Origin of the sequence: Exiguobacterium abrahamii (assembly GCF_015645365.1) — a bacterium.
Classification (GTDB): Bacteria; Bacillota; Bacilli; order Exiguobacteriales; family Exiguobacteriaceae; genus Exiguobacterium_A; species Exiguobacterium_A abrahamii.
The window spans coordinates 62,454-84,583 of sequence record NZ_JADOYC010000003.1 but is presented as its reverse complement, the minus strand read 5'-3'; the positions used below and the strand labels follow the sequence as shown (position 1 = coordinate 84,583).

Below are 22,130 nucleotides of genomic sequence, written 5' to 3'. Positions count from 1 at the left end.
GCTTGTTCCTGTAGGAGTGGCGTGTGACGCGTCATTCTTTTTGTTACGAGATAGGGATGGCAGATTATCATTCTGCCATCCCTATCTTTGTCGAGACTGACTTTTGAGTCAGCCCCGTTTTTTTGATGCCTATCATTTTTTTTGCGTGCGTGCTAAGAACGTTTCAATGACTTCTGGATTCGTCACAGCTTGATTACATGCATCGCTGTCGATACACATATGATGACCAATCGTCTGGTGCTGTTCAGCTAAACGACGTGTCGTTGCGGTTACGAGTGTGATGTCACTATACGTGTGGCAAATCGCACAGATTCCTTTTTGGATTGATGGCAGATAGGTTCCCTCGACGCCGATCCATTCACCGTCCAAAGGATAGACGAAGTATTTTTTTCGATTCCCGGTATCGTTCCAGCTTAAAAACGTCGTGTGAGCCCATTCAAAGGAGTGAAGTGGCGGAACATGTAACTTTTTCGTTTTTTTGAAGAGCTGACGGATTCGTGATTCAGAAATGCTCGGAAACGGTTGGACGAACGGTTCGACATGTGCTAAATACGCGAGGAGATCTTGTTCGGATTCAGCGTCACAAATGTTCGTCAACAGCGCTTCCTGTTCTGGTGTAAGTACGGGCAATAGATCGAATATCTTTTCAGCAGCACTATACCGGACAGCATCACGAACATCCGGATCATGAACGGCAGCGAATTGATGTTGCAGCAGATCGACTTGATTCCGAATGAAGTTGTATTGATAGGGCAATAAAAATGCGTCCATTCGCGTTCCTCCTTTTCTTTTCATCGTACCGGAATTTGACAACAGAACAAAGCGACATTTTTGTTTTTCTGACACCTACAGCGGGAATTGAATAACAGAATGAACGAGGAGGTGAAGAGGGACATGCAGTATTTAACATTTTTACGCCTCATGAATATAGGAGCATTCCTCTTTGCATTGCTAGCGCGCGTCGTTTGGTCAAATCCGGTCACCCTTCCTGCGTTGCCTCTTGTTCCAGCCCCTTTTTTTGATGCGATTACAGGTGTCGTGTTCACGACGTTGTTAATTTGGTGTATTCGACCGGTTCGTGCCTTTCCTGCAGATCGAGAACTGATTGAAGATATCGGAGGATGGCTCGCGTTATCACTCGTGACGCTTGGCATCAGTAGTATAACCGGACCACCATGGGAACTTGTCTGGACAACAATCTCATTCATCAGCCTGTGCTTAGTTTATATGAAAATTCAACATCATCCGCGACGATCGCCTTGGATGCGCTCTCCGATTTCAGTCCTGCTCGCCTGGATGAGTACGATGTTGTTGATTTTACCGTTTCGGATTTTATCCGATTTTCAGTTCACTTCGCTATTTGGTCTTTCCGAACAGCAATGGAGTACGCTCGCACTCGTCGTAGCGATGATCGGAGGACTCTTGTTTGTCATCATTCATTCCGATTGGGTGTTTGGTCTCGCGTTTGTCTGGTATTTGATTGGACTATTCTTTAACGATCGCCTCGTTCTTATGCAACAAATCGTAACAGGAACCGGGATCGTATGTGCTTTACTCTTGTGCTATTACGTCTTCTATAGACGGCAACGTCTTTTTCGACAGCAATCACCGAAGTCTTCTTCGTCTTAGTCATGTTTTAGGTGAATTTGGGGTATATCCCATATAGCTGTTATAAAAGGGGGAGACGTGTGTCATGGGAAAAAAACAATGGATCGGTGTCTATCAAAATGAGACGGATTTGATTCGTAAGATTGAAGACTTACATTTTGCAGGTTATCTAGAAGAGGATCTATACGTTGTATTGCAAGATAAGACCGATATGGCGATGTTACGCGGACAATCAGCGGCGCAACTCGTCTCCGGTAAACGAACGCTGTTTGAGCGATTTACAGGCAAACCGGCTTCGGCTGAGGAAATTCAAACGGCCTTCACGGAACTCGGATTACCGGAGTCGGATATTCGTCAACATGTCTTACGTGTCCAACAAGGTGAGTATGTCCTGTTAGCAGACGAAGCAGGAGCAGCACGTCCTGCGCCGGAACCAAAAAGTATTTTGGAGACAGAGCCAGAAGGAATCGAGGCAGAACGGAAACTCGATCACGAAAACCGTGCCCTCGAAAATGAAAATGACCGGATGCTGTAAGGGAGTCGTGCAGAAAGGATGATGCTTGATGGAGAGCCAGTATCATACGATTTTGGTGGCAGTCGATGGATCAAAGACGGCAGATCTTGCCTTTGAAAAGGCAGTGAAATTCGCTAAACTCGATCATGCCAAACTCGTCATCGCTCATGTCATTGATATTCAGACATTTGCTAATGTACGTGCCAATAAGCGTTTCATTGATCAAAACGTCACCGAATATGCACAAGGACTGCTCGATCGTTACGAGAAGCGGGCACGAGAAGCAGGCGTCGAGACAATTGAACTGGTCATCGAACATGGCTCTCCGAAAACATTGATTCCGAAGGTCATCGCACCACGTGTTGGTGCTGGGTTGATCGTCTGCGGGGCGGTCGGGATGAATGCGATGGAACGCATCATGATCGGGAGTGTCTCTGAAAACATCTCCCGTTATGCGAAATGCGATATCTATATCGTCCGTCCTAAAACCTTGAAGTGATAAAACACAGCACACATCAATTGATGTGTGCTGTTTCGTGTCATGTTAAAAAATAATAGAAGATGCCTAATAAAATCAAAATGATCGGAAGAAAAATAAAATACATCCAAGACATGTTTTTGGCCGAAGTTTTATGGTCATACTTTTCTTCTGCTGGTTGCTTGGCAATCCGTAACGTAAAGATAAGACCTACGAGACAGATGACTAACGCAATCCAAAACAAAGTCAACATAAGCAAGCTCCTCTCTTCCTTTATCATACAGAAATTGGTCATGTTCTGCATCGGTAAGTTGTGACAGTTTAGAGTTGACAGCCTTCTAGTTGAGGGGCTAAACTAACTTCATAAGTTTAGGGGGTAAACTAAAAATGAAAGACAATTTACGTGAAGCAGTCCTCCTGTTTGAAGAAGTCATGATCCACGGAACCGAACGTGTGTTGAAGTCGGTCGAAGCACCCGTTTGGCAAATGTATTCACCGGAGCAACTTCATGTGTTGAAGCTCGTCGGAAAATATGGACCGATTTCGTCCGGGCGTCTCGCGGCAGTGCAGGGTGTTCACAAAAGTGCCATCTCGAACCGGTTGAAAAAGTTGACGGAAAAAGGTCTCGTCATCGTCGAACGTCGAGAAGATGACCACCGGACGAAGTATATCTCGTTGACGGAATCAGGTCGGTTAGTGGCAACTGAAGCGGAGCAAGAAATCTATACGTATCTTGAGAATTTGATTGAAGGAAAGGTCGAGGAAGAAGAAATCATCCAGTTCATCGAAACCTTTAAGAAAATCAAAGAGATTTTGCAGTTGAACGACTAAAGACAGAATTAAAGGAAGAGGAGAATCGGATATGCGACAAATCGTCAAATGGCGCTGGGCAATTCTTGCATTATTGCTCATCGTCACAGTAGGGTTACTATTTACGGCACCAAACTTGGCTAAACAAGCAGAAGAAGCAGGTGCGATTCAGCTTGCAAATGATGCCGATTCACAACGAGCAGCTGACATTTTAGAAAAAGCGGGGGCAAGTGAAGAAACGATCTCGCTTGTCATTCCACTCAAAGACAAAGTCAGCGATGCCGATCGCACATCAATCGGGCAAATCGTTAAGGATTTAGAAGCACTCGATCGTCCGGTCACGGATGTACTCGATCCGTTTGAAAACAAAGAGACGGAAGGACAGCTCGTCTCAAAAGACAAAAAGACGGTCCTCGTACCGATCACGGTCGACGGTTCGCAAGAAGAGATCGTCAAACTGGCAAAACAAATCCGGACGGATCTTTTACCAAAGGATCAAACGATTTATCTAACGGGTGAAGCGTTAATCAACGATGACGTTAATACGAGCTCGCAAGAGGGACTGAAGCGGACGGAACTGATTACCGTCGGATTGATTTTCGGACTGCTTCTGCTCGTCTTCCGTTCAGTCGTCACACCGTTCGTCCCACTCGTTGCGGTTGGGTTTACGTACCTGATCAGCCAATCACTTGTCGCCTTTTTCGTCGATTGGTTCGGCTTCCCGGTATCGAACTATACGCAAATCTTCCTCGTCGCCATCCTGTTCGGGATTGGGACGGACTATTGTATCTTGCTCCTGAGCCGGTACAAGGAAGAGTTGACGGCAGGACACGACGTTGAGACAGCAATCGTCAACACGTATAAGACAGCAGGGCGTACGTTACTCATCAGTGGTCTCGCTGTTCTCGTCGGTTTCTCGGCGATTGGTTTTGCGGACTTCCCGATCTTTAAATCGTCGGTCGCCGTTGCGGTTGGGATTGCCGTGCTCTTGCTCGTCTTGTTCACACTCGTTCCATTCTTCATGGCCACATTAAAAGAAAAGCTCTTCTGGCCATCGAAGAAGGCAGCGAGTCACCAAGACAGTAAACTGTGGGCACATTATGGTGGCTTGTCGATTCGTCGTCCATTGCTCGCGATGATCATCGTTGCGATCGTCACGGTTCCGACACTCTTTACGTATGATGACGACCTCTCGTTCAATACCGTCGACGAGATTGGTGCGAAGTATGAGACGGTCAAAGGACTCAATGCGATCTCGGATGGATTTGGGGCAGGTGAGTCGCTCCCGGTCAACGTCATCCTGAAGAGTGATGATGATTTGATTACTGAAAAAACAGTTCCTTATGCGGAACAACTCAGTCGTGAACTGGTGAAGATTGACGGAGTCAAATCGGTTCGTTCGATTTCTCGTCCGACAGGCGAAGTCATCAATGACTTTTATGTCGATCGTCAATTAAAACAAGTCGCTGATGGCATGAAAGAAGCAACAGCAGGTCTTGGGGACGTTCAGTCTGGCCTGACGACTGTAGAAGATAATCTCAACGGTATTACAGGGCAGCTACCGGCAGGAGATGCGGCTTCAGCAGGTGCGAGTCAGTTGCAACAAGCAGCAGACGGACTTGGGCAGATCAACCAACAGTTGACGCTTGTCGGTCAAGGTCTACAGTCGACTCAAAATATTCCGCAAACTGTTGGAACATTAAATGCCTTGTCTGGTCAATTGAGTCAAGTTCAAGCTGGCATCAGTCAAGCAGCAAGTGGTATCGCGTCTCAAGGTGCGCAAGCGGGTCAACTTGGAAGTGGGTTGACGCAACTCGCGGATGGTGTCGGTCAGGCAAACGCAGGATTAACGAAAATCGAAAGTGGTCTTGAAGACATTTCCGACCTTCTGACCGAGATGGGACAAGCGACATTGATTCGGGGGACAGGTGTGTTCGTACCAAAAGATACGCTGTCGGATAAAGCCTTTAAACCAGCGATTGATCGTTACGCGATCGATCAACAGACGGGATTGAAGTTCGAAGTCATTCTCGAAGATGATCCGTATTCGCCGGAAGCGATTCAAACCGTCGCTGCCATCAAAGATACGACAGCGAAGACAATCAAAGGGACACCGTTTGAAGACAGCACCGTTGCATACGGTGGGATTTCAAGCGTCAACAGTGATTTAAATGATACGTCGAAAGCCGATTTCAAACGAACAGTGACGGTCATGCTGATCAGTCTCTTCGTGATTCTAGCAATCATGTTCCGTTCGTTGATCATGCCGTTGTTCATGATCGGTTCGTTATTGCTGACGTATTATACGTCGATGTCGATCGCAGAGCTGATCTTCGTCAACGGACTCGGATATGACGGTATCAGTTGGGCCGTTCCGTTCTTCGGATTCGTTATGTTGATTGCCCTCGGTATCGACTACTCGATTTTCCTCCTCGATCGTTTCCGGGAAGAGACGATCAAGGGACTTGATACGAAGGAAGCGATGTTCCTGTCGATGAAAAAGATGGGGTCTGTCATCATCACGGCAGCAATCATTCTTGCAGGAACGTTCGGAGCGATGATGCCGTCTGGTGTTTTGAGTCTCGTTCAAATCGCGACGATCGTCATCACAGGTCTACTCTTATATGGATTGATCGTCTTACCGCTCTTGATTCCAGCGATCACAGTATCGTTTGGTAAAGGGGTCTGGTGGCCGTTTCGACCAAACGCTAAAAAATAAGAACTAACCAAACCGGGTTCGTCTTCTAGATGAACCCGGTTTTGTCATGACGTATACTAAGGGCAGATGATAAGGAGGTAGAGCATGCAACACTTCAAACAACTGACTTCACGGATTTGGTATCAGACACCGGTCAGCGAGACGGACCGCCCGATTCTCGCCGTCGTGCGTGGAGAAAAGCATCAATTGATGATCGATGCGGGAAACTCGTCAGCTCATGCAGCACTATTCTTAGAAGAAATGAAGAAATACAATCTTGGATCACCTGACTTATTGGCATTGACCCACTGGCACTGGGATCATATTTTTGGCATGAAACATCTTAGTCTGCCGTCGATCGCGACTAAGCAAACGATTACGCATATGAAGGAGATGCAACCCTACGCTTGGACGGATGGAGCGTTACAAGAACGAATGGATCAAGGCATCGAGATTCCGTTTTGTGCGGACGCGATCAAGCTCGAGTTCGGAGCGACACGTGATATCGAAGTCGTTTTACCGACAATCAGCTTTGAAGGACAACTGGAGCTTGATTTGGGCGGGGTACACTGTCAGTTGATTGAAGTCGAAAACGATCATTCCCCGGGAAGTCTACTCGTCTACATTCCGGAAGAACGCGTCGTGTTCTTAGGCGACGCGATGTATGCCGATATCTTTTCACCGAAGCGAAATTATACGGTCAAGCGGACGACGCGTTTATTAGCGGCGCTCGATCGTCTAGAGGCCGACTATTATATCTGGTCGCATGGAGAAGCGATGCCGAAGTCAGAATTTGAAAAAGAGGTTCAGATATTGCGTCGAGCCATTCACGTAACGGAAGCGACCGGAGGACGACTGAAGGATATGCGGACTTTGTATGCCGAAGAGACAGGACGGTCGTTGACAGAAGATGAGACCGAAACATTGATTTATTTCGCAAATGGAACGAAATGACAGATCATAACAAGGAATAGGATGGTGGATATCGAAATAAATATAGTACTACAAGCTTATTAAAGGGAGCGGTACTATATGACGAAGCCAGGATTCGAACGCGATGAAACCGTCGATCGCGTCTTTTTTGGGAAAGCAGGCATCTTCTCATTTGTAATCATCGTCGGAGGCATTCTCTATCTACTATATGATCTGTATCTACAATGACCGGGACGGATGCGTTCCGGTTTTTTGAATTCAGGGGAGTGCACAAAAACCAGATATTGGGTAATAACTTGCGTGAGGCTGTTCGATGAAGGTGAGAGGAGATGTCGGATGAAACGAATTCAAATTGCGGATTTTGATCGACGCATGCCATCGATTGAACTGGTCGAAAAGGACGATCACTATGAAGCGATGCTTGTTCCGAGTTATGACCATACGTATCCTTCGACACAAATCCGGACGATCCGCTTAGCGGATATCTCCGTCAATCTGATTGTGACTCCGCAAGAAACGCTGCTTGTTTCTGCGCTTTTTCATAAACCGGTTCAAGTGACGGATATTGTGTCCTGGATGCAGCTGTATACGATTAGTTTTGCCCAGTCGGATGAGACTGGTTATTTCGTCGAACAAGCAGATGAAATTTTAGAAGTCGTCTTGTATCAGAAACATCCGATCGTCATCGCGACACGTGGTCAGGATCGATTGTATTACGATACGACGGGAGCGATCGAGGTCCGACGGGCGATGAATGAATCAGTCGGCGAACGTCCGTTGCTTTATTTGAATGGGGAAGCCTGGTACGGTGTACCACGTCTGACGTTTAATCGCATGAAGGATGAGTTACATGTCAACGGCACATTTTTATATGCGGACTATATGGATGCACACCATGGAAAAATCGGTTTCTTTCGCGAGAATGATCCGTCTCAACCGATCGTCTTGTTGGTCGGTCAGGCCATCGTCGAAATCGAACTGACCGAGAATCCGGATGGTTCACGTGTCTTGATCTTGGAACAACCGTACGATGAAGCATGAAAGTGCACAAAAACCGTTCAGCAGATGAACGGTTTTTGTGTGAGACCGTGAAATCCCTTACAAAATATGCGAAGATAGTAAAGAGACAGACCAAAGGGGTTGAGGGGGACATGGCGAAAGAAACACCGCGTAATTCTAAATGGATGCGTTCCTATAATCGAGCACTCGTCTTGCGACTGATCCGGATGCATCAACCGATTTCGCGGGTCGAGTTAGCACAACGGACGAACTTGACGAAGCCGACGGTATCAAACATCGTCAGTGAATTGATTGCAGAACAACTCGTGACGGAGCGAGAGCTTGGGGTATCGAACGGGGGACGAAAACCGATCATGCTCGAACTCGTCGCAACAGAGCAATACGTCATCGGTATCGATGCAACAAGCCATCAATTCATCGGTGTCGTGGCAGATTTAAGTGGGAATACGATTCATGAGTCCGAAGCCGTGGGACGCTTTGAGACGAATGAAGAACTGATTGAAGCCATCGGTCGCTTATGCGAGACCTTGATTGCACAGACACAAGGACGGGGAACGATTCACGGTATCGGCATCTCCGTCCACGGGATGGTCAATCCGGAGACAGGTGTCATTCTTTTTGCTCCACGATTCCATTTGCATGACGTTGAATTGAAGGTACAACTCGAAGCACGCTTTGACTATCCTGTTTTCATCGAAAATGATGTCCGGGCACTCGCTTCGTTTGAGTTGTTGTTCGGTGAAGGCGTCGGGGTTGAACAATTCTTCTATCTCTATGCTGGGGAAGGCATCGGGGGTGCTTATGTGCTCGACGGACAGCTTGTCGACGGACAACATCATATTACGGGGGAGGTCGGGCATATGCGCCTTGATCTCGATGGTCCGATTTGCTCGTGTGGGAACCGAGGATGTCTTGAAGCGTTAGCAGGCGAAAAAGCATTGTTACGGGATTATGCTGTCGTTGATCCACAAGTCTCGACGCTTGCTGATTTGCGCAAGCGGTTGAACGAGGGAGACGAGCAGGCGGTTCGTGCGTATGAACGGGCGGGGGAATATATCGGAATCGGTGTCTTGAATACGATTCATCTTTTGAATCCGCGCCGGATCTTACTTGGGGGACCGATGTTCGAGCTCGCACCTACGATCGTTGATCAAATCAAGGAACGGGTCGAGCACACGGCGTTGACCGCTGCTTCACGTGAAACCGATGTCAAGATGGTCCCGTGGGGTGAAAAACAGGGAGCGCTCAGTGCTGCGGCCCTTGCAACAAACAGTTTATTTCAAACGATTTAATAAGCCGATTTCATGTCTTGCGAACCAGCAGGAGATGGAATCGGTTTTGTTATTCAAAAATAATTTAATGAAACCGTTTACAAAATAAAAAGTGATGTGCTATAGTCGATGTAAAGTTAGATAATAAATTTAATTTACTAAGTTCATGGTCAACTAAGTGGAGGTGGATGCAGGTTAGCAGGGGCTAATCAAGCTGAAGCAGGAAAGGGAGGCATCGCGCAATGGAACCACACGATCCATGGGTTTCGTACCGTGAAGCTTTCGGGCGTTACGGAGCAATCCGCGGTTTTTATTTTCATCGGTCGACGCAACAGATGACAGAACAGGGTCCAGGCGATGTCCCGACAGACGAGCAGGATATCGTGCTCGTCCGACCACGACGTGACGGTGTGTTTCAATTCCGGATGTCATCGGTACAAGGGGTCCTGACGATCCGTTCATCCGAGCTACACATTCGAAAAAATGAGAGCGGATACATTGAATTACGCGCACTCATGCAACACATGCGCTCTGCCGGTTGTTTGACCCTCGGTGGGGAGTTATACCTCTTCGTCCGACCGGACGTCGATACGCTGGCGTACCGTCTTCGATTGATTGCCCGCGTATTGATTCAGCTACAGGGAATGCCGATTCAGACGAAGGTGATCGAAGAATGGTGCAAACAAGCACAAATCGAAGGGGAACACGCTAGACGATACGCTTGACTACTTACACATAAAAGGGGAGCTCTTACATGAAATTCAAAAAAACGAAACTCGTTGCTGCAGCATCAGTCCTAACATTATCCGCATTCCTTGCTGCTTGTGGTGGAGAAGATGAGCAACAAACGAAAACGAAAGACGGTAAGACGATCGTCACATGGTGGGGCTGGGCGCCACAACCTGAAGCGGGGAAAGCAGTCGTTGATGCGTTCAACGAATCGCAAGACAAATACGTCGTTCAATTCAAACGCTACAGTGAAGACTATGAAAAACAATTACAAGTCGCGATGTTGTCAGGTAAGGGTCCAGACATCATCGGTCTAAAAGAACCGATGATTCAACAGTACAAGGATCGTGTCGTACCGGTTGATTCGTACATGGATAAAGCAGCCGGCAAAGGCTGGAAAGATAAGTTCGTCGAGCTTGGAATCGAACAGACGACACTCGACGGTAAACAATACGCGGTCCCAATCGGTTTCACAGGTCAAGCGTACTTGATGTACAACAAGACGATGCTCGACAAATACGGCGTGACACCACCGAAGAACTACAAAGAAACAGTCAGCGCAGTCAAGAAGATCAAAGACTCAGGCGATAAAGTCATCCCACTCATGCTCGGAGCAAAAGATGCGTGGATCGATATCGACGTCTACAACGTCCTCAGTCACCAAGTGGCGCCAGGTTATATCCAAAAAGTTCTTTCGGGTGAAGCGAAGTGGACAGACGACGAGATGGTCAAAACAGCCCAAATCTGGCAAGACCTCTTCAAGGATAAAGTCTTCCAAGAAGGTGCACTTGGTCTAGCGACATACAATGACGGGATGAACCAGTTCTTCGATAAAAAAGCAGCGATGTGGGTCATCGGTTCATGGGAAGCGCACTCGATGACGACGAAAGAGAAAAAAGAAAAATGGAAAATCGATGATGAGCTCGGATTCGTTCCACTCCCGAACTTAGCAGGCGGAACAGAGCAACCCGTCATCGCATCGATCGACATGGCACTTGGTGTCAACAAAGAGTCAAAACAACAAGAAGGTGCAGCGGAGTTCATCGCCTTCATGAGTCAAGGAAAAGGACAAGAAGTCTACATGGGTGAGTTCGAGATGGCACCTGGCATCAAGGACGTCAAAGTCGATTCAGATGCTGCCTTCACATCGGAAGGTGAAAAAGAGTCGTACAAGATGTTGAACGACACATTAGCAAAAGCGGTTGCTAGCCGTGGTATCCGGGATACGAAATTAAACGATATCCTCGGTAAGGAACTTCAAAACATCGCGACAGGACAAGATCCGAAAGAAGCATTACAACGCGTTCAAGACGCAGCGGATCAATCAGCGAAATAAGACTCGACAGTGAAGTGGTACGCCTGCGTGCCACTTCCTGATTTTTGGACTTGAGGAAAGTGGGGAATCGATATGCAGACAGAGCGACAGGAATTGCCGATTAAACCAAAAGCAGAACCGCTCCAGCCGGTAGCGACACGTACGCCTGCGCCAAAGAAGAAAAAGAACATGAAGCGGAATATGGTCGGATGGGCTTTCGTTGCCCCGATCGTCTTGTTCGTCGTCAGCTTCATCTATTATGGGATCTTCTATAACGCCTATAACTCGTTCTTCTCGTGGGACGGAATCTCGTTTGACAAAGCGTTCGTCGGACTCGACAACTATGCTGAGATGTTCCAAGATCCAGACTTCTATCTCTCGCTGAAGAATACGTTCATCTTCACGATTTTAACAGTCACGATCCAAGCCGGTATCGGTCTTGTCTTGGCGTACTTCCTGCATACACCGGGACCATTGCGGACGGCGATGAAGTCGGTCTTCTTCTTCCCGGTCGTCTTGAGCCCTGTCGTACTCGGTGCGGCATTCTCACAAATCTATGATTTCCAGTTTGGTTACATCAATGAGTTCCTCCGTGCAATTGGTCTCGGTAGCCTCGAACAGAACTGGCTCGGTGACCCGGATATCGCGCTTTATTCCGTCATTGCGATCAACATCTTCCAGTGGACAGGTTCTTCAATGGTCATGTACTACATGGCGATGTTGACGATTGAGAAGGAAATCTTCGAAGCAGCAAAAATCGATGGAGCTGGATTCTTCCGGACACTGTGGAGCATCGTCTTCCCGAACTTGAAAGGAACGACGTTCACACTTTCGATCCTCGGTGTCATCGGTGGTCTGAAGACGTTTGACTTAGTCTGGATCACGACAGCCGGCGGACCGGGATCGTCGACGGAGTTCATTTCGACTTATCTATTCCGGAAATCGATGTTGCAACAGGAAGTCGGTTACTCGAGTGCTGTTGCCATCATCCTGTTGACGATTGCCTTGCTCATCACGTACTTCCAATTGCGCGTACAAAAGAAAATGGATAACTAAGGAGGAACGACCCATGGATGTAGAATCTAAAAAAAGCCGCTGGATGATCAACCTTGTATTGGTGCTGGCATCAATCGTCTGGTTATTCCCGATTTTCGTCATGTTCAAAGAGAGTCTCCGAATCAATGGATTCGACAACTATATCGCGACATTACAAAACCCGAACTTCCCAACGTTCGTCTTCAACAGTTTCTTCGTTGCCTTCTTCATGATCATCATCTCGATCACGATTCTGGCATTCGCGGCGTTTGCCTTCTCGAAACTTGAGTTTGCTGGAAAACGCCTGTTGTTCAACATGGTCTTAGCGGGTCTGATGTTACCCGTCGCTTCAATGATCGTTCCATTGTTCTTCACGCTCCGTTCGTTTGACGGACTGAACAACCACTGGGGACTGATCGGAGCGGAAGTTGCGTTCTTCTTACCATTCGGTCTAATGCTCATCAAAGGATACTTTGATGAACTACCAAACGAACTGATGGAAGCGGCGTATATCGATGGGGCGACGATTCTTGAAGTGTTCTTCAAAGTCATGCTACCACTTGCAAAACCAGCGCTCGCAACAGCTTTAATCTATGCGTTCCTTAACTCATGGAACGAATACTTGATGGTTCTTACGTTCATGACGGATCCTGCCTATCAGACAGTGACGATGGCACCAAGTTTCTTCAAGGATGCGCTCGGTGGGGACCCAGGAAAAATCTATGCGTCACTTGTTTTAATCAGTTTACCGACGATGATCTTCTATATCTTCTTCCAACGTTTCTTCCAAAAAGGAATGACGGCGGGTGCAGTAAAATAATTGTTTTTGCGTAAGGGGGAGCACAATGTATTTAGGAGTCGATTATTATCCAGAACAAACACCACGAGCACTATGGGAGGAAGACTTCCGACTGATGAAGGAACTTGGCGTCAACGTCGTTCGTCTCGCGGAATTCGCTTGGTCGATGATGGAGCCGGAAGAAGGCGTCTATGACTTCAGCTTTTGGGATGATGTCATCGAACGCTTGAGTGCGGAAGGATTCGATATCGTACTCGGGACACCAACTGCGACACCACCGGCTTGGTTATGTACGAAGTATCCAGAAATCTTACCGGTCGATGAGAACGGTGTGACGATCAGCTTTGGTGCCCGTCGCCATTATACGGTCCACAGCGAAACGTACCAGCGTCTATCCGTCAAGATCACGGAAGAGATGGCGAAACGATACGGTCAACATCCTCGTGTCGTCGGGTGGCAAACGGATAATGAATACGGGCATGAGAAGTCGGATCGTTCTTACGGCGATGTCGACCGCGCTGCTTTTCAGCGTTGGTTAGAAAATCGTTACGGAACGCTCGATGCCTTGAACGAAGCGTGGGGAACCGTCTTCTGGAGTCAGACGTACACGGCGTGGGAGCAAATCCCGGTACCGCGTAAAGTCTATCAGGAACACAACCCATCCTTGCTCGTCGACTTCGATCGCTTCTGTGCCGACGGCTATACGTACTATAACAAATTACAAGTTGATGTCTTACGTCGCTACATTCCAGAGGACGTCTTCATCACGCACAATCTGGTCTACAGTGACATGGCGGTCAATCAACAACAAATGGCGCAAGACCTCGATTACGTGGCGTTCGATAACTACCCGGTCTGGGGTGGACTACCGGAGCCGAACCGGTTCGAGAAGATGGCGAGTGATCACGATCTGTGCCGCTCTTCGAAGCAAGGAAAAGGGTTCTGGGTCATGGAACAGTTGAGTGGCGCACAAGGCTGGAGCAAAATCGGTTACTTGCCACGACCAGGACACATTCGCCTCTGGACGTACCAAGCGGTCGCGCGGGGAGCAGAAGCAATCGTCTACTTCCGCTTCCGGGCTGCTCATTTCGGAACAGAGGAGTTCTGTCACGGCATCATCGATCATGATGGCAAACCGAAACGGAAATTCGAAGAAGTCAAACAGATCATGACGGAACTGAATACGTATGGTGATGAGATCAACGCGAGCCGTTACGACGCGAAAGTCGGTGTCTATTTTGATCAAGAAAACGTCTGGGCGTGGACACACCAGCCACACAGTGATGCGTTTGATTTCCGGACGGAGTTCGTTCGCTTCTATGGTGGAGCGGTTCGTCAACAAGTCGCAACCGACATCGTCTTCCCGGGTGATGATCTCTCTCGTTATAAACTGATCATCGTTCCGCTCTATTTCTTAACGAATCCAACGTTCGATGATGCCTTGATCGCGTACATGGAACAAGGCGGTCACGTCATCTTCACGTACCGAACAGGCGTCAAGGATGCACGGAACCATGTCGTACCGACGACGTTACCAGGTAAGTTCGCGCCGTATGCGGGCATCGAGATCGACGAATACGAGTCACTCCAATCCGTTCAGCAACATCAGGTGGCAGGCATCGGCGAGATGGCAGGACAATCTTCAACAGCCCGCCTCTGGTGTGATCTCATTACACCAACGACAGCAGAGACGCTCGCTGTCTATAAAGATACGTTCTACGAGGGTGTAGCGGCTGTGACGCGCAATGCCTATAAAGGAATGATTACCTACATCGGCTCATCGATTGATGACGCGATGATTGATACGATTTACCGTCAAGCGTTCACTGAGGCCGGCATCGAGATGATCGAGGCGCCGGATCAAGTCGAAATCGTGCGTCGTCACGGCGAAAAACGTGATTTCCTCTTCTTGATGAACCATGACACGAAAGAAACGCGGGACGTCACGTTAGACGGAACATACAAAGCATTGACAAAAGATGAGACATATCGTGGAACGGTCCAGCTCGCACCACTTGAGACACTGATTCTGACGACGTAAGGAGGAAGAGAACCATGGCAATCTTTGAAGTAGCAGGACGTCGTTTCGTCATCGAAGGGAAACGGGTCGCTCACGTCGTCACGATCGGTGCGAACGGTAAGCTGATTCACACCTATTTCGGTTCCAAGTTACCATACCGGGATGATTATGAAGCTTTACCGAGTCCGATCGTCGCACACAGTTCATTTGAATCACCAGATGGCGTCGCGACGTACGATTTCGTACCATTTGGCGAGATGTTGTACACGGAGCCAACTTTGAAATCGGAACGAGAAGACGGACAGCGGATTCACCAGTTCCAGTTTGAACGCTCCGAGCAGACAGAAACGAAATTGACGCTCTGGCTGTTTGATCCCTTGCAGGAGATGCGAGTCGGAGTTCAGTACGAAGTGTTCGCCGATTACGACATCATCGGTCGTTCGATTGTCGTCGAAAACACAGGCCGATTACCTGTTCGTTTGACAGCAGCCCAGTCCTTTGCGATGGGACGATGGCATCAACCGAATTTAAAACTGCATCACTTCGCTGGGATGTGGACAGGGGAGTTCAAGAAACAGATCACACCGGTGACACCAGGGCGCCAGACGATTGAAAGTCGACGTGGAGTGACAAGTCACCAAGCGAATCCTTGGTTCGCACTCGAGCAGGACGCGACAGAAGACAGCGGTGAAGTCGTCTACGGACATTTTGCTTATTCCGGCAACTGGGCGATTCACGTCGAACAAGATGCGTTCGGTTTTGTCCAACTATCAGGCGGCATGAATCCGTTTGACTTCAGTTGGAAACTATCACATCAACAACAGTTGACGACACCAACGTTCTACATCGGCTATGCGGACGGTTTCGCGGATATGAGCGCCCATGCGCACGCGTTCCAGCGTGACGTCATCATGCCACGTGCGACCGATCGTCCTGTTCTTTATAACTCATGGGAAGCGACGTATTTCGATGTCACGGAATCTGGTCAACGTGAACTCGTTGATCTGGCAGCAGGAATCGGTTGTGAGCTGTTCGTCGTCGATGACGGTTGGTTCGGTGAACGCCATTCCGATCAAGCGGGACTCGGGGACTGGCACGTTAATCGGGAAAAATTCCCGAACGGTCTAGAGCCTTTGATCTCATATGTGAAACAACAAGGGTTACAATTCGGTCTTTGGGTCGAACCGGAGATGGTCAATCCGGATTCTGATCTATACCGGTCGCATCCAGACTGGATTTACCATGCGCGCGATGCAGTCCGGACGACATCTCGGAATCAATACGTCTTAAACCTTGGATTACCAGAAGTCGAGCAATTCATTCTCGAGATGATGGATGATTTGCTGACGCGTCATGCGATCGATTACATCAAATGGGATATGAACCGTGCCTTCTCGGAACCAGGCGTTCCAAAAGACCAGACGGATCGACAGCAAGAACTATGGAAACGTCACGTCGATGCATTGTACCGGATCTTTGACGAATTACGTCGCTTGCATCCGACGGTCGACTTCGAAGCCTGTGCCGGTGGTGGCGGACGGATCGACCTTGGAATCCTCTCACGGACGGAACAAGTCTGGACGAGTGATAACACCGATCCACTCGATCGCTTACAAATTCAGCATGACTTCTCGTATGCCTATAATGCGAAAATGATGAGTTGCTGGGTGACGGACGGACCGAACTGGTTAAATGGACGCAACGTACCGCTTGCAACACGCTTCGTCTCCTCGATGCAAGGCACACTCGGCATTGGTGGTAACTTAAGCGAATGGTCAACGAATGAACTTGCGGAAGCAAAAGGTTGGATCGAGACATATCAAGCGATTCGTCCGACGATTCAACACGGTATCCAGTATCGCTTATCTGCTTTTACACAACAGACGCCAAGCGTCATGCAGTATACATCAGAAGAAGAAACGATCCTACTTGCGATCGCGCCACTTCGACAATACGGAACACATCAGTATCACTTCAAGCTAAAAGGACTCGACCCAGCAATGCGTTATCAAGTCGAGGACCGGACGTTAAGCGGCGCTTATTTGATGCAACAAGGCTTGACATTCTCATACACGACGGACTATGAAGCCCGCTGCTTGCGGATTCAGCCAGTCCACCGTGCGCTCTCACTACTCGAATCAAAGGAGACGATCGTATGACAGACCAGACGTTAGAAGAACAATTTGAACAGCGGTTTGGCTCACCGTCGACGCATCGCTTCTTTGCACCAGGACGGATCAACTTAATCGGCGAACATACGGATTACAATGGCGGTCACGTCTTTCCATGTGCGTTGACGTTCGGTACGCATGCGATCGCACGAAAACGAGACGATCAACGTTTCCGCTTTTACTCACTGAATTTCGAGCAAGACGGCATCATCGAAGTCGCGCTCGACGAACTCACATATGACGCGACGCACAGTTGGGCGAACTATGCGAAGGGTATGATTACAGTCTTACAGGAAGCAGGGTATCGAATCGACTCAGGATGTGACATCCTGATTCAAGGTGACATCCCGAATGGAGCTGGTCTTTCATCATCGGCTTCGCTTGAACTCGTCATCGGTGTCTTGCTCGATCGATTATACGGATTAGAGATTCCACGTCTTGATCTCGTCCGGTTCGGTCAACAAGTCGAAAACCGTTATATTGGCGTCAACAGTGGTATCATGGATCAGTTTGCGATCGGCATGGGAAAAGCGGGAGCGGGATTGTTGCTCGATTGTGAGACGCTCGATTATACGTATGCCCCACTCGATTTGACGGGGTATACGATCATCATCATGAATACGAACAAACGCCGTGAACTGGCGGATTCGAAATACAATGAACGCCGGGCGGAATGTGAGGCAGCACTCGCTTATCTCAATCAATTCACGCCACGGGAAGCACTCGGACAATGGACGACTTCAGAATTTGCAAAAGTCGCATGGGAAGACGAACGTTTGATGCGTCGCGCACGCCATGCGATTTCAGAGAATGAACGAACGCTTCAGGCACTAGCAGCACTTAAAGCGGGAGAACTGACGACGTTCGGTCAGTTGATGAACGCGTCACACGTCTCGTTACGGGAAGATTATGAAGTGACAGGGATTGAACTCGATACACTCGTCGAAGCGGCTTGGGAACAACCGGGCGTGCTCGGCGCACGGATGACAGGTGCTGGTTTTGGTGGCTGTGCGATTGCGATCGTTGAAGACGAGGCAGTCGACGCCTTCAAACAAGCTGTCGGCGAACATTATGAAGCACGGATCGGATACCCGGCGACGTTCTATACGGCGACGGTCGGTGACGGAGCACGTGAAATCGAACGGGAGGTCATCTAAATGGCAACGTTAGTCGTAGGTGGAGCTGGTTATATCGGCTCCCATGCCGTCTATCAATTGATTGATGCCGGAAAGGATGTCGTCGTCATCGACCATCTGCAATCCGGACACCGTGAAGCGGTTCATCCGCAAGCGCGTCTATATGAAGGAGACATACGCGATCGTGCTTTTCTCGATCGCGTCTTTACGGAAGAGACGATTGAACAAGTCGTTCATTTCGCTGCTTTTTCACTCGTCGGCGAGTCGATGACGGAACCATTACGTTACTTTGATAACAACGTTTACGGGACACAAGTGTTGCTTGAAGCGATGATCGCGCACGACATCAAACAGATCGTCTTCTCTTCGACGGCAGCGACATACGGTGAACAGGAACAGATGCCGATTCTCGAGACAGCGGAAACGCGTCCGACGAATGCATATGGCGAGACGAAGTTGATGATGGAGAAGATGATGCGATGGTCTGAACAAGCGTATGGTTTACGTTACGTCGCGTTACGTTACTTCAATGTCGCCGGTGCACGAGCAACAGGTGAGATCGGAGAAGACCATACACCAGAAACACATTTGATTCCGCTCGTCCTTGAAGTCGCCAACCGACAACGGGCAGAAATTTCGATCTATGGCGATGATTATCCAACGCCGGATGGCACGTGCATTCGTGATTACATCCATGTTGAAGACTTGATCGATGCCCATGTACGCGCACTCAATTATTTAGCGGACGGCAACGACAGCACAGTCTTTAATCTCGGTTCGAGCCAAGGGTTTTCCGTGAGAGAAATCATCGAAGCAGCCCGCCGCGTAACGGGACATCCGATTCCGGAACGCATCATTGAACGTCGTGCAGGGGATCCGAGTATCTTGATCGCCGGATCCGTCAAAGCAAAGGAAGTTCTCGGCTGGACACCACAACGCACCGACATCGAAACAATCATCCGTGATGCTTGGAATTGGCATGCGCACAATCCAGAAGGGTACCGGACGAGCGTTCGTTAAAGAGAGACAGAATGAGGAGAGTGACGGCGATGAATGAACTCATCCAACAGTTAGTAGCGCAAGCAATCCAGGAACGCTTGATTGAACCGGAAGATGCGATCTACGCCCGGAACCGGATTCTAGCGCGGGTCGGTCAAGCCGATTTTGAAGAACAGGCAGACGTACCATCTCGTCCAATTCCCGATATTTTGGATGACATGATTGAATTGTTGATCGTAAGTGGACAGTTGCCGGCGCGTCTTGAAGACAAAGAGCAGTTCGCAGCAGATGTGATGGATATCTTCGTCGTCCGTCCGTCTGACGTGACAGCGACGTTCCGTCGTCTGTACGCTGAATCACCGGTAGCGGCGACGGATTACTTTTATCAGCTCAGTCAAGCGAGTAATTACATCCAAACGAAACGGATCGCTAAGAATAAACGTTATCAAGCGGATACGGCTTACGGGACGATCGATGTCACGATCAACCTATCGAAGCCGGAAAAAGATCCACGTGAAATCGCAGCAGCTCGGACGGAGGCACCGACGACATCGAACTATCCAACCTGTCTGTTGTGCGTCGAAAACGTCGGTTACGCGGGGCGTGCGAATCACCCAGCCCGTGCGAACCACCGAATCGTTCCACTGACACTGCTGGAAGAACCGTGGGCATTACAATACTCACCGTACGTCTATTACAACGAACATAGCATCATCCTGTCACAGGAACATCGTGATATGGTCATCAATCGGGATGCGTTTGCACGTCTGCTCGCCTTCGTCGAGCAGTTCCCGCATTACTTTGCTGGTTCGAATGCGGACCTGCCGATCGTCGGCGGATCGATTCTGACGCATGATCATTATCAGGGCGGTCGCTATACGTTTGCGATGGACCGGGCAAACGCTTTAACATCCTTTACGTTCTCAGATCAACCGACAGTCACTGGCGAAACCTTACACTGGCCACTGAGTGTGTTGCGTCTGAAGAGTGAGGATGCGTCGGCACTACTCGATGCTGCGACGACCGTCTATGAGACGTGGTTGACGTATACGGATGAGAGTCAAGAGATCCGTTCACATACTGGTGAGACGCGACACAATACAGTGACGCCGATCGCCCGTCAACGTGATGGACAATTCGAGCTCGATCTCGTCTTACGGAACAACCGGACGTCAGCAGAACATCCGGACGGTATTTTCCATACGCATGCCGATATTCACCACATCAAGCGAGAAAATATCGGTTTGATCGAAGTGATGGGACTGGCAGTCTTACCGGCACGCCTGCTTCAAGAGTTGCAACAGGTCGAACAGTTCATTACAGATGAAGTCGACGAAGTAGCTGTCGCTCATGCTGACTGGGCGCAAGAACTAAAACAAGCGTATGACGGTCAAGATGTCACGATGTACGTCGAGCAAGCGGTCGCTGCGAAATTCGTACGTGGTCTCGAAGATTGTGGTGTCTTTAAACAGACGGAAGAAGGTCAGGCGGCGTTTGGGCGATTCGTTCAACTCGTGACGCGCCAACCGGTGGAGGAACAACGATGACACAACTACTTGAGAAAGAGTTGATCCGACATACGTTACGTCAGGAAGGCATCGAAGTGACACTCTGGAACTACGGCGGCATCATCCAAGATATCCGGACGACCGATCGGGATGGTCATTTGGAAAGTGTCGTCCTCGGTCTCGAGACGGTAGAAGAGTATCAACAGCACTCGCCTTACTTCGGGGCAATCGTCGGACGCGTCGCTGGTCGAATCGGACAGGCACGCTTCGAAGTAGCGGGACAGGTCTATCCGCTTGTCGCAAACGACGGTGCGAATCATCTGCATGGTGGGATTCACGGATTCGATCAAGCATGGTTTGATGTCATCGAAGCAACGGATACGTTGTTTCATTTGCGCTTGAACAGTCCGGATGGAGAAGAAGGTTATCCGGGAACGGTCACACTCGACGTATATTATCGATTAGAGGGAACAACACTGACGCTTGAGATGACGGCCGTGACGGATCAGACGACACCACTCAATCTGACGAATCATACGTACTTCAACTTATCTGGGAATGCGAAGCGGGATGTGTTAGATCATGTCTTGACGTTACCAAGCGACTGCTACCTACCGGTCCAGCCAGATGGCTTACCGACAGGGGAACAACGGGACGTCTCCGGAACCCCGTTCGATTTCCGGAACGGTCAGTCGATTCGTGACGGGATTGCGCTGGAGCATCCTGAGACGATTGCTGTTGGAAACGGCTATGATCATCCCTTCGTGTTGCGGGATGACGCACTTCGACTTGAAGATCCGGTGTCCGGTCGTTTCGTCGACGTGACAACGAATCAGCCGGCGGTCGTGCTCTATACGGGAACGCAACTGCTGACCGATTATACGATTCATGGTGTTCCGGCTCGACCATCACTTGGTTTATGCCTTGAAGCACAAGTCCATCCGAATGCAGTCCATGAATCTGATTTTCCATCAATCTTGTTGTCACCCGGTGAGACCTATCACTGGAAAACAGCTTATCGCTTTGGTGTAGTGTCTTAATGGATTCGAAGAAGAAGCCCCACTTTCCATGTCCGGTTGGACAGGA

At 49.0% G+C, this 22,130-nt stretch carries 21 protein-coding genes; 19 read left to right on the top strand and 2 right to left on the bottom strand.

Annotated features, from left to right (window positions below; genetic code table 11):
* Positions 1-132 precede the first annotated feature (132 nt).
* Positions 133-771 (bottom strand): FusB/FusC family EF-G-binding protein, encoded by a 639-nt coding sequence (locus ITJ88_RS11675; RefSeq protein ID WP_195865764.1) that lies wholly within the window; start codon positions 769-771, stop codon positions 133-135.
* A gap of 123 nt (positions 772-894) precedes the next feature.
* On the opposite strand from ITJ88_RS11675, the gene ITJ88_RS11670 reads away from it, so the two are divergent.
* The 3 genes from ITJ88_RS11670 to ITJ88_RS11660 all read left to right on the top strand — a co-directional run bounded on the left by ITJ88_RS11670 (position 895) and on the right by ITJ88_RS11660 (position 2,621).
* Positions 895-1,629, top strand: a complete 735-nt coding sequence (locus ITJ88_RS11670; protein ID WP_195865763.1) for a hypothetical protein — start codon at positions 895-897, stop codon at positions 1,627-1,629.
* Positions 1,630-1,693: 64 nt separating this feature from the next.
* Positions 1,694-2,143 (top strand): general stress protein, encoded by a 450-nt coding sequence (locus ITJ88_RS11665; protein WP_050678937.1) that lies wholly within the window; start codon positions 1,694-1,696, stop codon positions 2,141-2,143.
* 28 nt (positions 2,144-2,171) lie between these two features.
* The gene (locus ITJ88_RS11660; protein WP_195865762.1) at positions 2,172-2,621 is read left to right on the top strand and encodes a universal stress protein; all 450 of its coding nucleotides are present in this window, start codon (positions 2,172-2,174) and stop codon (positions 2,619-2,621) included.
* Between the two features lie 40 nt (positions 2,622-2,661).
* On the opposite strand, the gene ITJ88_RS11655 is transcribed toward ITJ88_RS11660, so the two are convergent.
* Positions 2,662-2,853, bottom strand: a complete 192-nt coding sequence (locus tag ITJ88_RS11655) for a hypothetical protein (RefSeq protein ID WP_195865761.1) — start codon at positions 2,851-2,853, stop codon at positions 2,662-2,664.
* 134 nt (positions 2,854-2,987) lie between these two features.
* On the opposite strand from ITJ88_RS11655, the gene ITJ88_RS11650 reads away from it, so the two are divergent.
* The 16 genes from ITJ88_RS11650 to ITJ88_RS11580 all read left to right on the top strand — a co-directional run bounded on the left by ITJ88_RS11650 (position 2,988) and on the right by ITJ88_RS11580 (position 22,084).
* Positions 2,988-3,431: a MarR family transcriptional regulator gene (locus ITJ88_RS11650; RefSeq protein ID WP_029343331.1), complete on the top strand. Its 444-nt coding sequence runs from the start codon at positions 2,988-2,990 to the stop codon at positions 3,429-3,431.
* Positions 3,432-3,462: 31 nt separating this feature from the next.
* Positions 3,463-6,129, top strand: coding sequence for an MMPL family transporter (locus ITJ88_RS11645; RefSeq protein ID WP_195865760.1), 2,667 nt, complete (start codon positions 3,463-3,465; stop codon positions 6,127-6,129).
* An 84-nt stretch (positions 6,130-6,213) separates the two neighbouring features.
* On the top strand, positions 6,214-7,062 hold the full coding sequence (locus tag ITJ88_RS11640) for an MBL fold metallo-hydrolase (RefSeq protein ID WP_195865759.1): 849 nt from the start codon (positions 6,214-6,216) through the stop codon (positions 7,060-7,062).
* A 78-nt stretch (positions 7,063-7,140) separates the two neighbouring features.
* Positions 7,141-7,269: a hypothetical protein gene (locus ITJ88_RS16400; RefSeq protein ID WP_255524885.1), complete on the top strand. Its 129-nt coding sequence runs from the start codon at positions 7,141-7,143 to the stop codon at positions 7,267-7,269.
* A 108-nt stretch (positions 7,270-7,377) separates the two neighbouring features.
* Positions 7,378-8,082 (top strand): hypothetical protein, encoded by a 705-nt coding sequence (locus tag ITJ88_RS11635; RefSeq protein ID WP_023466965.1) that lies wholly within the window; start codon positions 7,378-7,380, stop codon positions 8,080-8,082.
* A 110-nt stretch (positions 8,083-8,192) separates the two neighbouring features.
* Positions 8,193-9,353, top strand: coding sequence for an ROK family transcriptional regulator (locus ITJ88_RS11630; RefSeq protein WP_087681911.1), 1,161 nt, complete (start codon positions 8,193-8,195; stop codon positions 9,351-9,353).
* Between the two features lie 221 nt (positions 9,354-9,574).
* Positions 9,575-10,057, top strand: a complete 483-nt coding sequence (locus ITJ88_RS11625) for a hypothetical protein (protein WP_055970124.1) — start codon at positions 9,575-9,577, stop codon at positions 10,055-10,057.
* A gap of 29 nt (positions 10,058-10,086) precedes the next feature.
* Positions 10,087-11,397, top strand: coding sequence for an ABC transporter substrate-binding protein (locus ITJ88_RS11620; RefSeq protein WP_050678942.1), 1,311 nt, complete (start codon positions 10,087-10,089; stop codon positions 11,395-11,397).
* A 72-nt stretch (positions 11,398-11,469) separates the two neighbouring features.
* On the top strand, positions 11,470-12,432 hold the full coding sequence (locus ITJ88_RS11615) for a carbohydrate ABC transporter permease (RefSeq protein ID WP_023466969.1): 963 nt from the start codon (positions 11,470-11,472) through the stop codon (positions 12,430-12,432).
* A gap of 13 nt (positions 12,433-12,445) precedes the next feature.
* Positions 12,446-13,231 (top strand): carbohydrate ABC transporter permease, encoded by a 786-nt coding sequence (locus ITJ88_RS11610; RefSeq protein ID WP_023466970.1) that lies wholly within the window; start codon positions 12,446-12,448, stop codon positions 13,229-13,231.
* 25 nt (positions 13,232-13,256) lie between these two features.
* Positions 13,257-15,251 carry a beta-galactosidase gene (locus tag ITJ88_RS11605; protein WP_195865758.1) on the top strand — a complete coding sequence of 665 codons (1,995 nt, stop codon included), beginning with the start codon at positions 13,257-13,259 and terminating at the stop codon, positions 15,249-15,251.
* Positions 15,252-15,265: 14 nt separating this feature from the next.
* A complete protein-coding gene (locus ITJ88_RS11600; protein WP_195865757.1) occupies positions 15,266-17,389 on the top strand; it encodes an alpha-galactosidase in 2,124 nt (707 codons plus the stop codon).
* On the top strand, positions 17,386-18,558 hold the full coding sequence (locus ITJ88_RS11595; RefSeq protein WP_195865756.1) for a galactokinase: 1,173 nt from the start codon (positions 17,386-17,388) through the stop codon (positions 18,556-18,558). The genes ITJ88_RS11600 and ITJ88_RS11595 overlap by 4 nt, the downstream gene beginning before the upstream one ends.
* Positions 18,559-19,557, top strand: coding sequence for a UDP-glucose 4-epimerase GalE (gene galE / locus ITJ88_RS11590; RefSeq protein WP_195865755.1), 999 nt, complete (start codon positions 18,559-18,561; stop codon positions 19,555-19,557). It abuts the gene before it with no gap.
* Between the two features lie 29 nt (positions 19,558-19,586).
* Positions 19,587-21,083, top strand: a complete 1,497-nt coding sequence (locus ITJ88_RS11585; protein ID WP_195865754.1) for a UDP-glucose--hexose-1-phosphate uridylyltransferase — start codon at positions 19,587-19,589, stop codon at positions 21,081-21,083.
* Positions 21,080-22,084, top strand: a complete 1,005-nt coding sequence (locus ITJ88_RS11580) for an aldose epimerase family protein (protein ID WP_195865753.1) — start codon at positions 21,080-21,082, stop codon at positions 22,082-22,084. Before ITJ88_RS11585 ends, ITJ88_RS11580 begins: the two co-directional genes overlap by 4 nt.
* Positions 22,085-22,130 lie beyond the last annotated feature (46 nt).

Excerpts from the sequence above, each read along its gene's own strand:
- ITJ88_RS11645 (WP_195865760.1), top strand. The coding sequence starts at position 3,463 with ATGCGACAAATCGTCAAATGGCGCTGGGCAATTCTTGCATTATTGCTC.
- ITJ88_RS11670 (WP_195865763.1), top strand. The coding sequence starts at position 895 with ATGCAGTATTTAACATTTTTACGCCTCATGAATATAGGAGCATTCCTC.
- ITJ88_RS11605 (WP_195865758.1), top strand. The coding sequence starts at position 13,257 with ATGTATTTAGGAGTCGATTATTATCCAGAACAAACACCACGAGCACTA.
- ITJ88_RS11620 (WP_050678942.1), top strand. The coding sequence starts at position 10,087 with ATGAAATTCAAAAAAACGAAACTCGTTGCTGCAGCATCAGTCCTAACA.
- ITJ88_RS11615 (WP_023466969.1), top strand. The coding sequence starts at position 11,470 with ATGCAGACAGAGCGACAGGAATTGCCGATTAAACCAAAAGCAGAACCG.
- ITJ88_RS11595 (WP_195865756.1), top strand. The coding sequence starts at position 17,386 with ATGACAGACCAGACGTTAGAAGAACAATTTGAACAGCGGTTTGGCTCA.
- ITJ88_RS11630 (WP_087681911.1), top strand. The coding sequence starts at position 8,193 with ATGGCGAAAGAAACACCGCGTAATTCTAAATGGATGCGTTCCTATAAT.
- ITJ88_RS11675 (WP_195865764.1), bottom strand. The coding sequence starts at position 771 with ATGGACGCATTTTTATTGCCCTATCAATACAACTTCATTCGGAATCAA.
- ITJ88_RS11600 (WP_195865757.1), top strand. The coding sequence starts at position 15,266 with ATGGCAATCTTTGAAGTAGCAGGACGTCGTTTCGTCATCGAAGGGAAA.
- ITJ88_RS11640 (WP_195865759.1), top strand. The coding sequence starts at position 6,214 with ATGCAACACTTCAAACAACTGACTTCACGGATTTGGTATCAGACACCG.
- ITJ88_RS11655 (WP_195865761.1), bottom strand. The coding sequence starts at position 2,853 with ATGTTGACTTTGTTTTGGATTGCGTTAGTCATCTGTCTCGTAGGTCTT.
- ITJ88_RS11665 (WP_050678937.1), top strand. The coding sequence starts at position 1,694 with ATGGGAAAAAAACAATGGATCGGTGTCTATCAAAATGAGACGGATTTG.
- ITJ88_RS11650 (WP_029343331.1), top strand. The coding sequence starts at position 2,988 with ATGAAAGACAATTTACGTGAAGCAGTCCTCCTGTTTGAAGAAGTCATG.
- ITJ88_RS11610 (WP_023466970.1), top strand. The coding sequence starts at position 12,446 with ATGGATGTAGAATCTAAAAAAAGCCGCTGGATGATCAACCTTGTATTG.
- ITJ88_RS11625 (WP_055970124.1), top strand. The coding sequence starts at position 9,575 with ATGGAACCACACGATCCATGGGTTTCGTACCGTGAAGCTTTCGGGCGT.
- ITJ88_RS16400 (WP_255524885.1), top strand. The coding sequence starts at position 7,141 with ATGACGAAGCCAGGATTCGAACGCGATGAAACCGTCGATCGCGTCTTT.
- galE (WP_195865755.1), top strand. The coding sequence starts at position 18,559 with ATGGCAACGTTAGTCGTAGGTGGAGCTGGTTATATCGGCTCCCATGCC.
- ITJ88_RS11585 (WP_195865754.1), top strand. The coding sequence starts at position 19,587 with ATGAATGAACTCATCCAACAGTTAGTAGCGCAAGCAATCCAGGAACGC.
- ITJ88_RS11635 (WP_023466965.1), top strand. The coding sequence starts at position 7,378 with ATGAAACGAATTCAAATTGCGGATTTTGATCGACGCATGCCATCGATT.
- ITJ88_RS11580 (WP_195865753.1), top strand. The coding sequence starts at position 21,080 with ATGACACAACTACTTGAGAAAGAGTTGATCCGACATACGTTACGTCAG.
- ITJ88_RS11660 (WP_195865762.1), top strand. The coding sequence starts at position 2,172 with ATGGAGAGCCAGTATCATACGATTTTGGTGGCAGTCGATGGATCAAAG.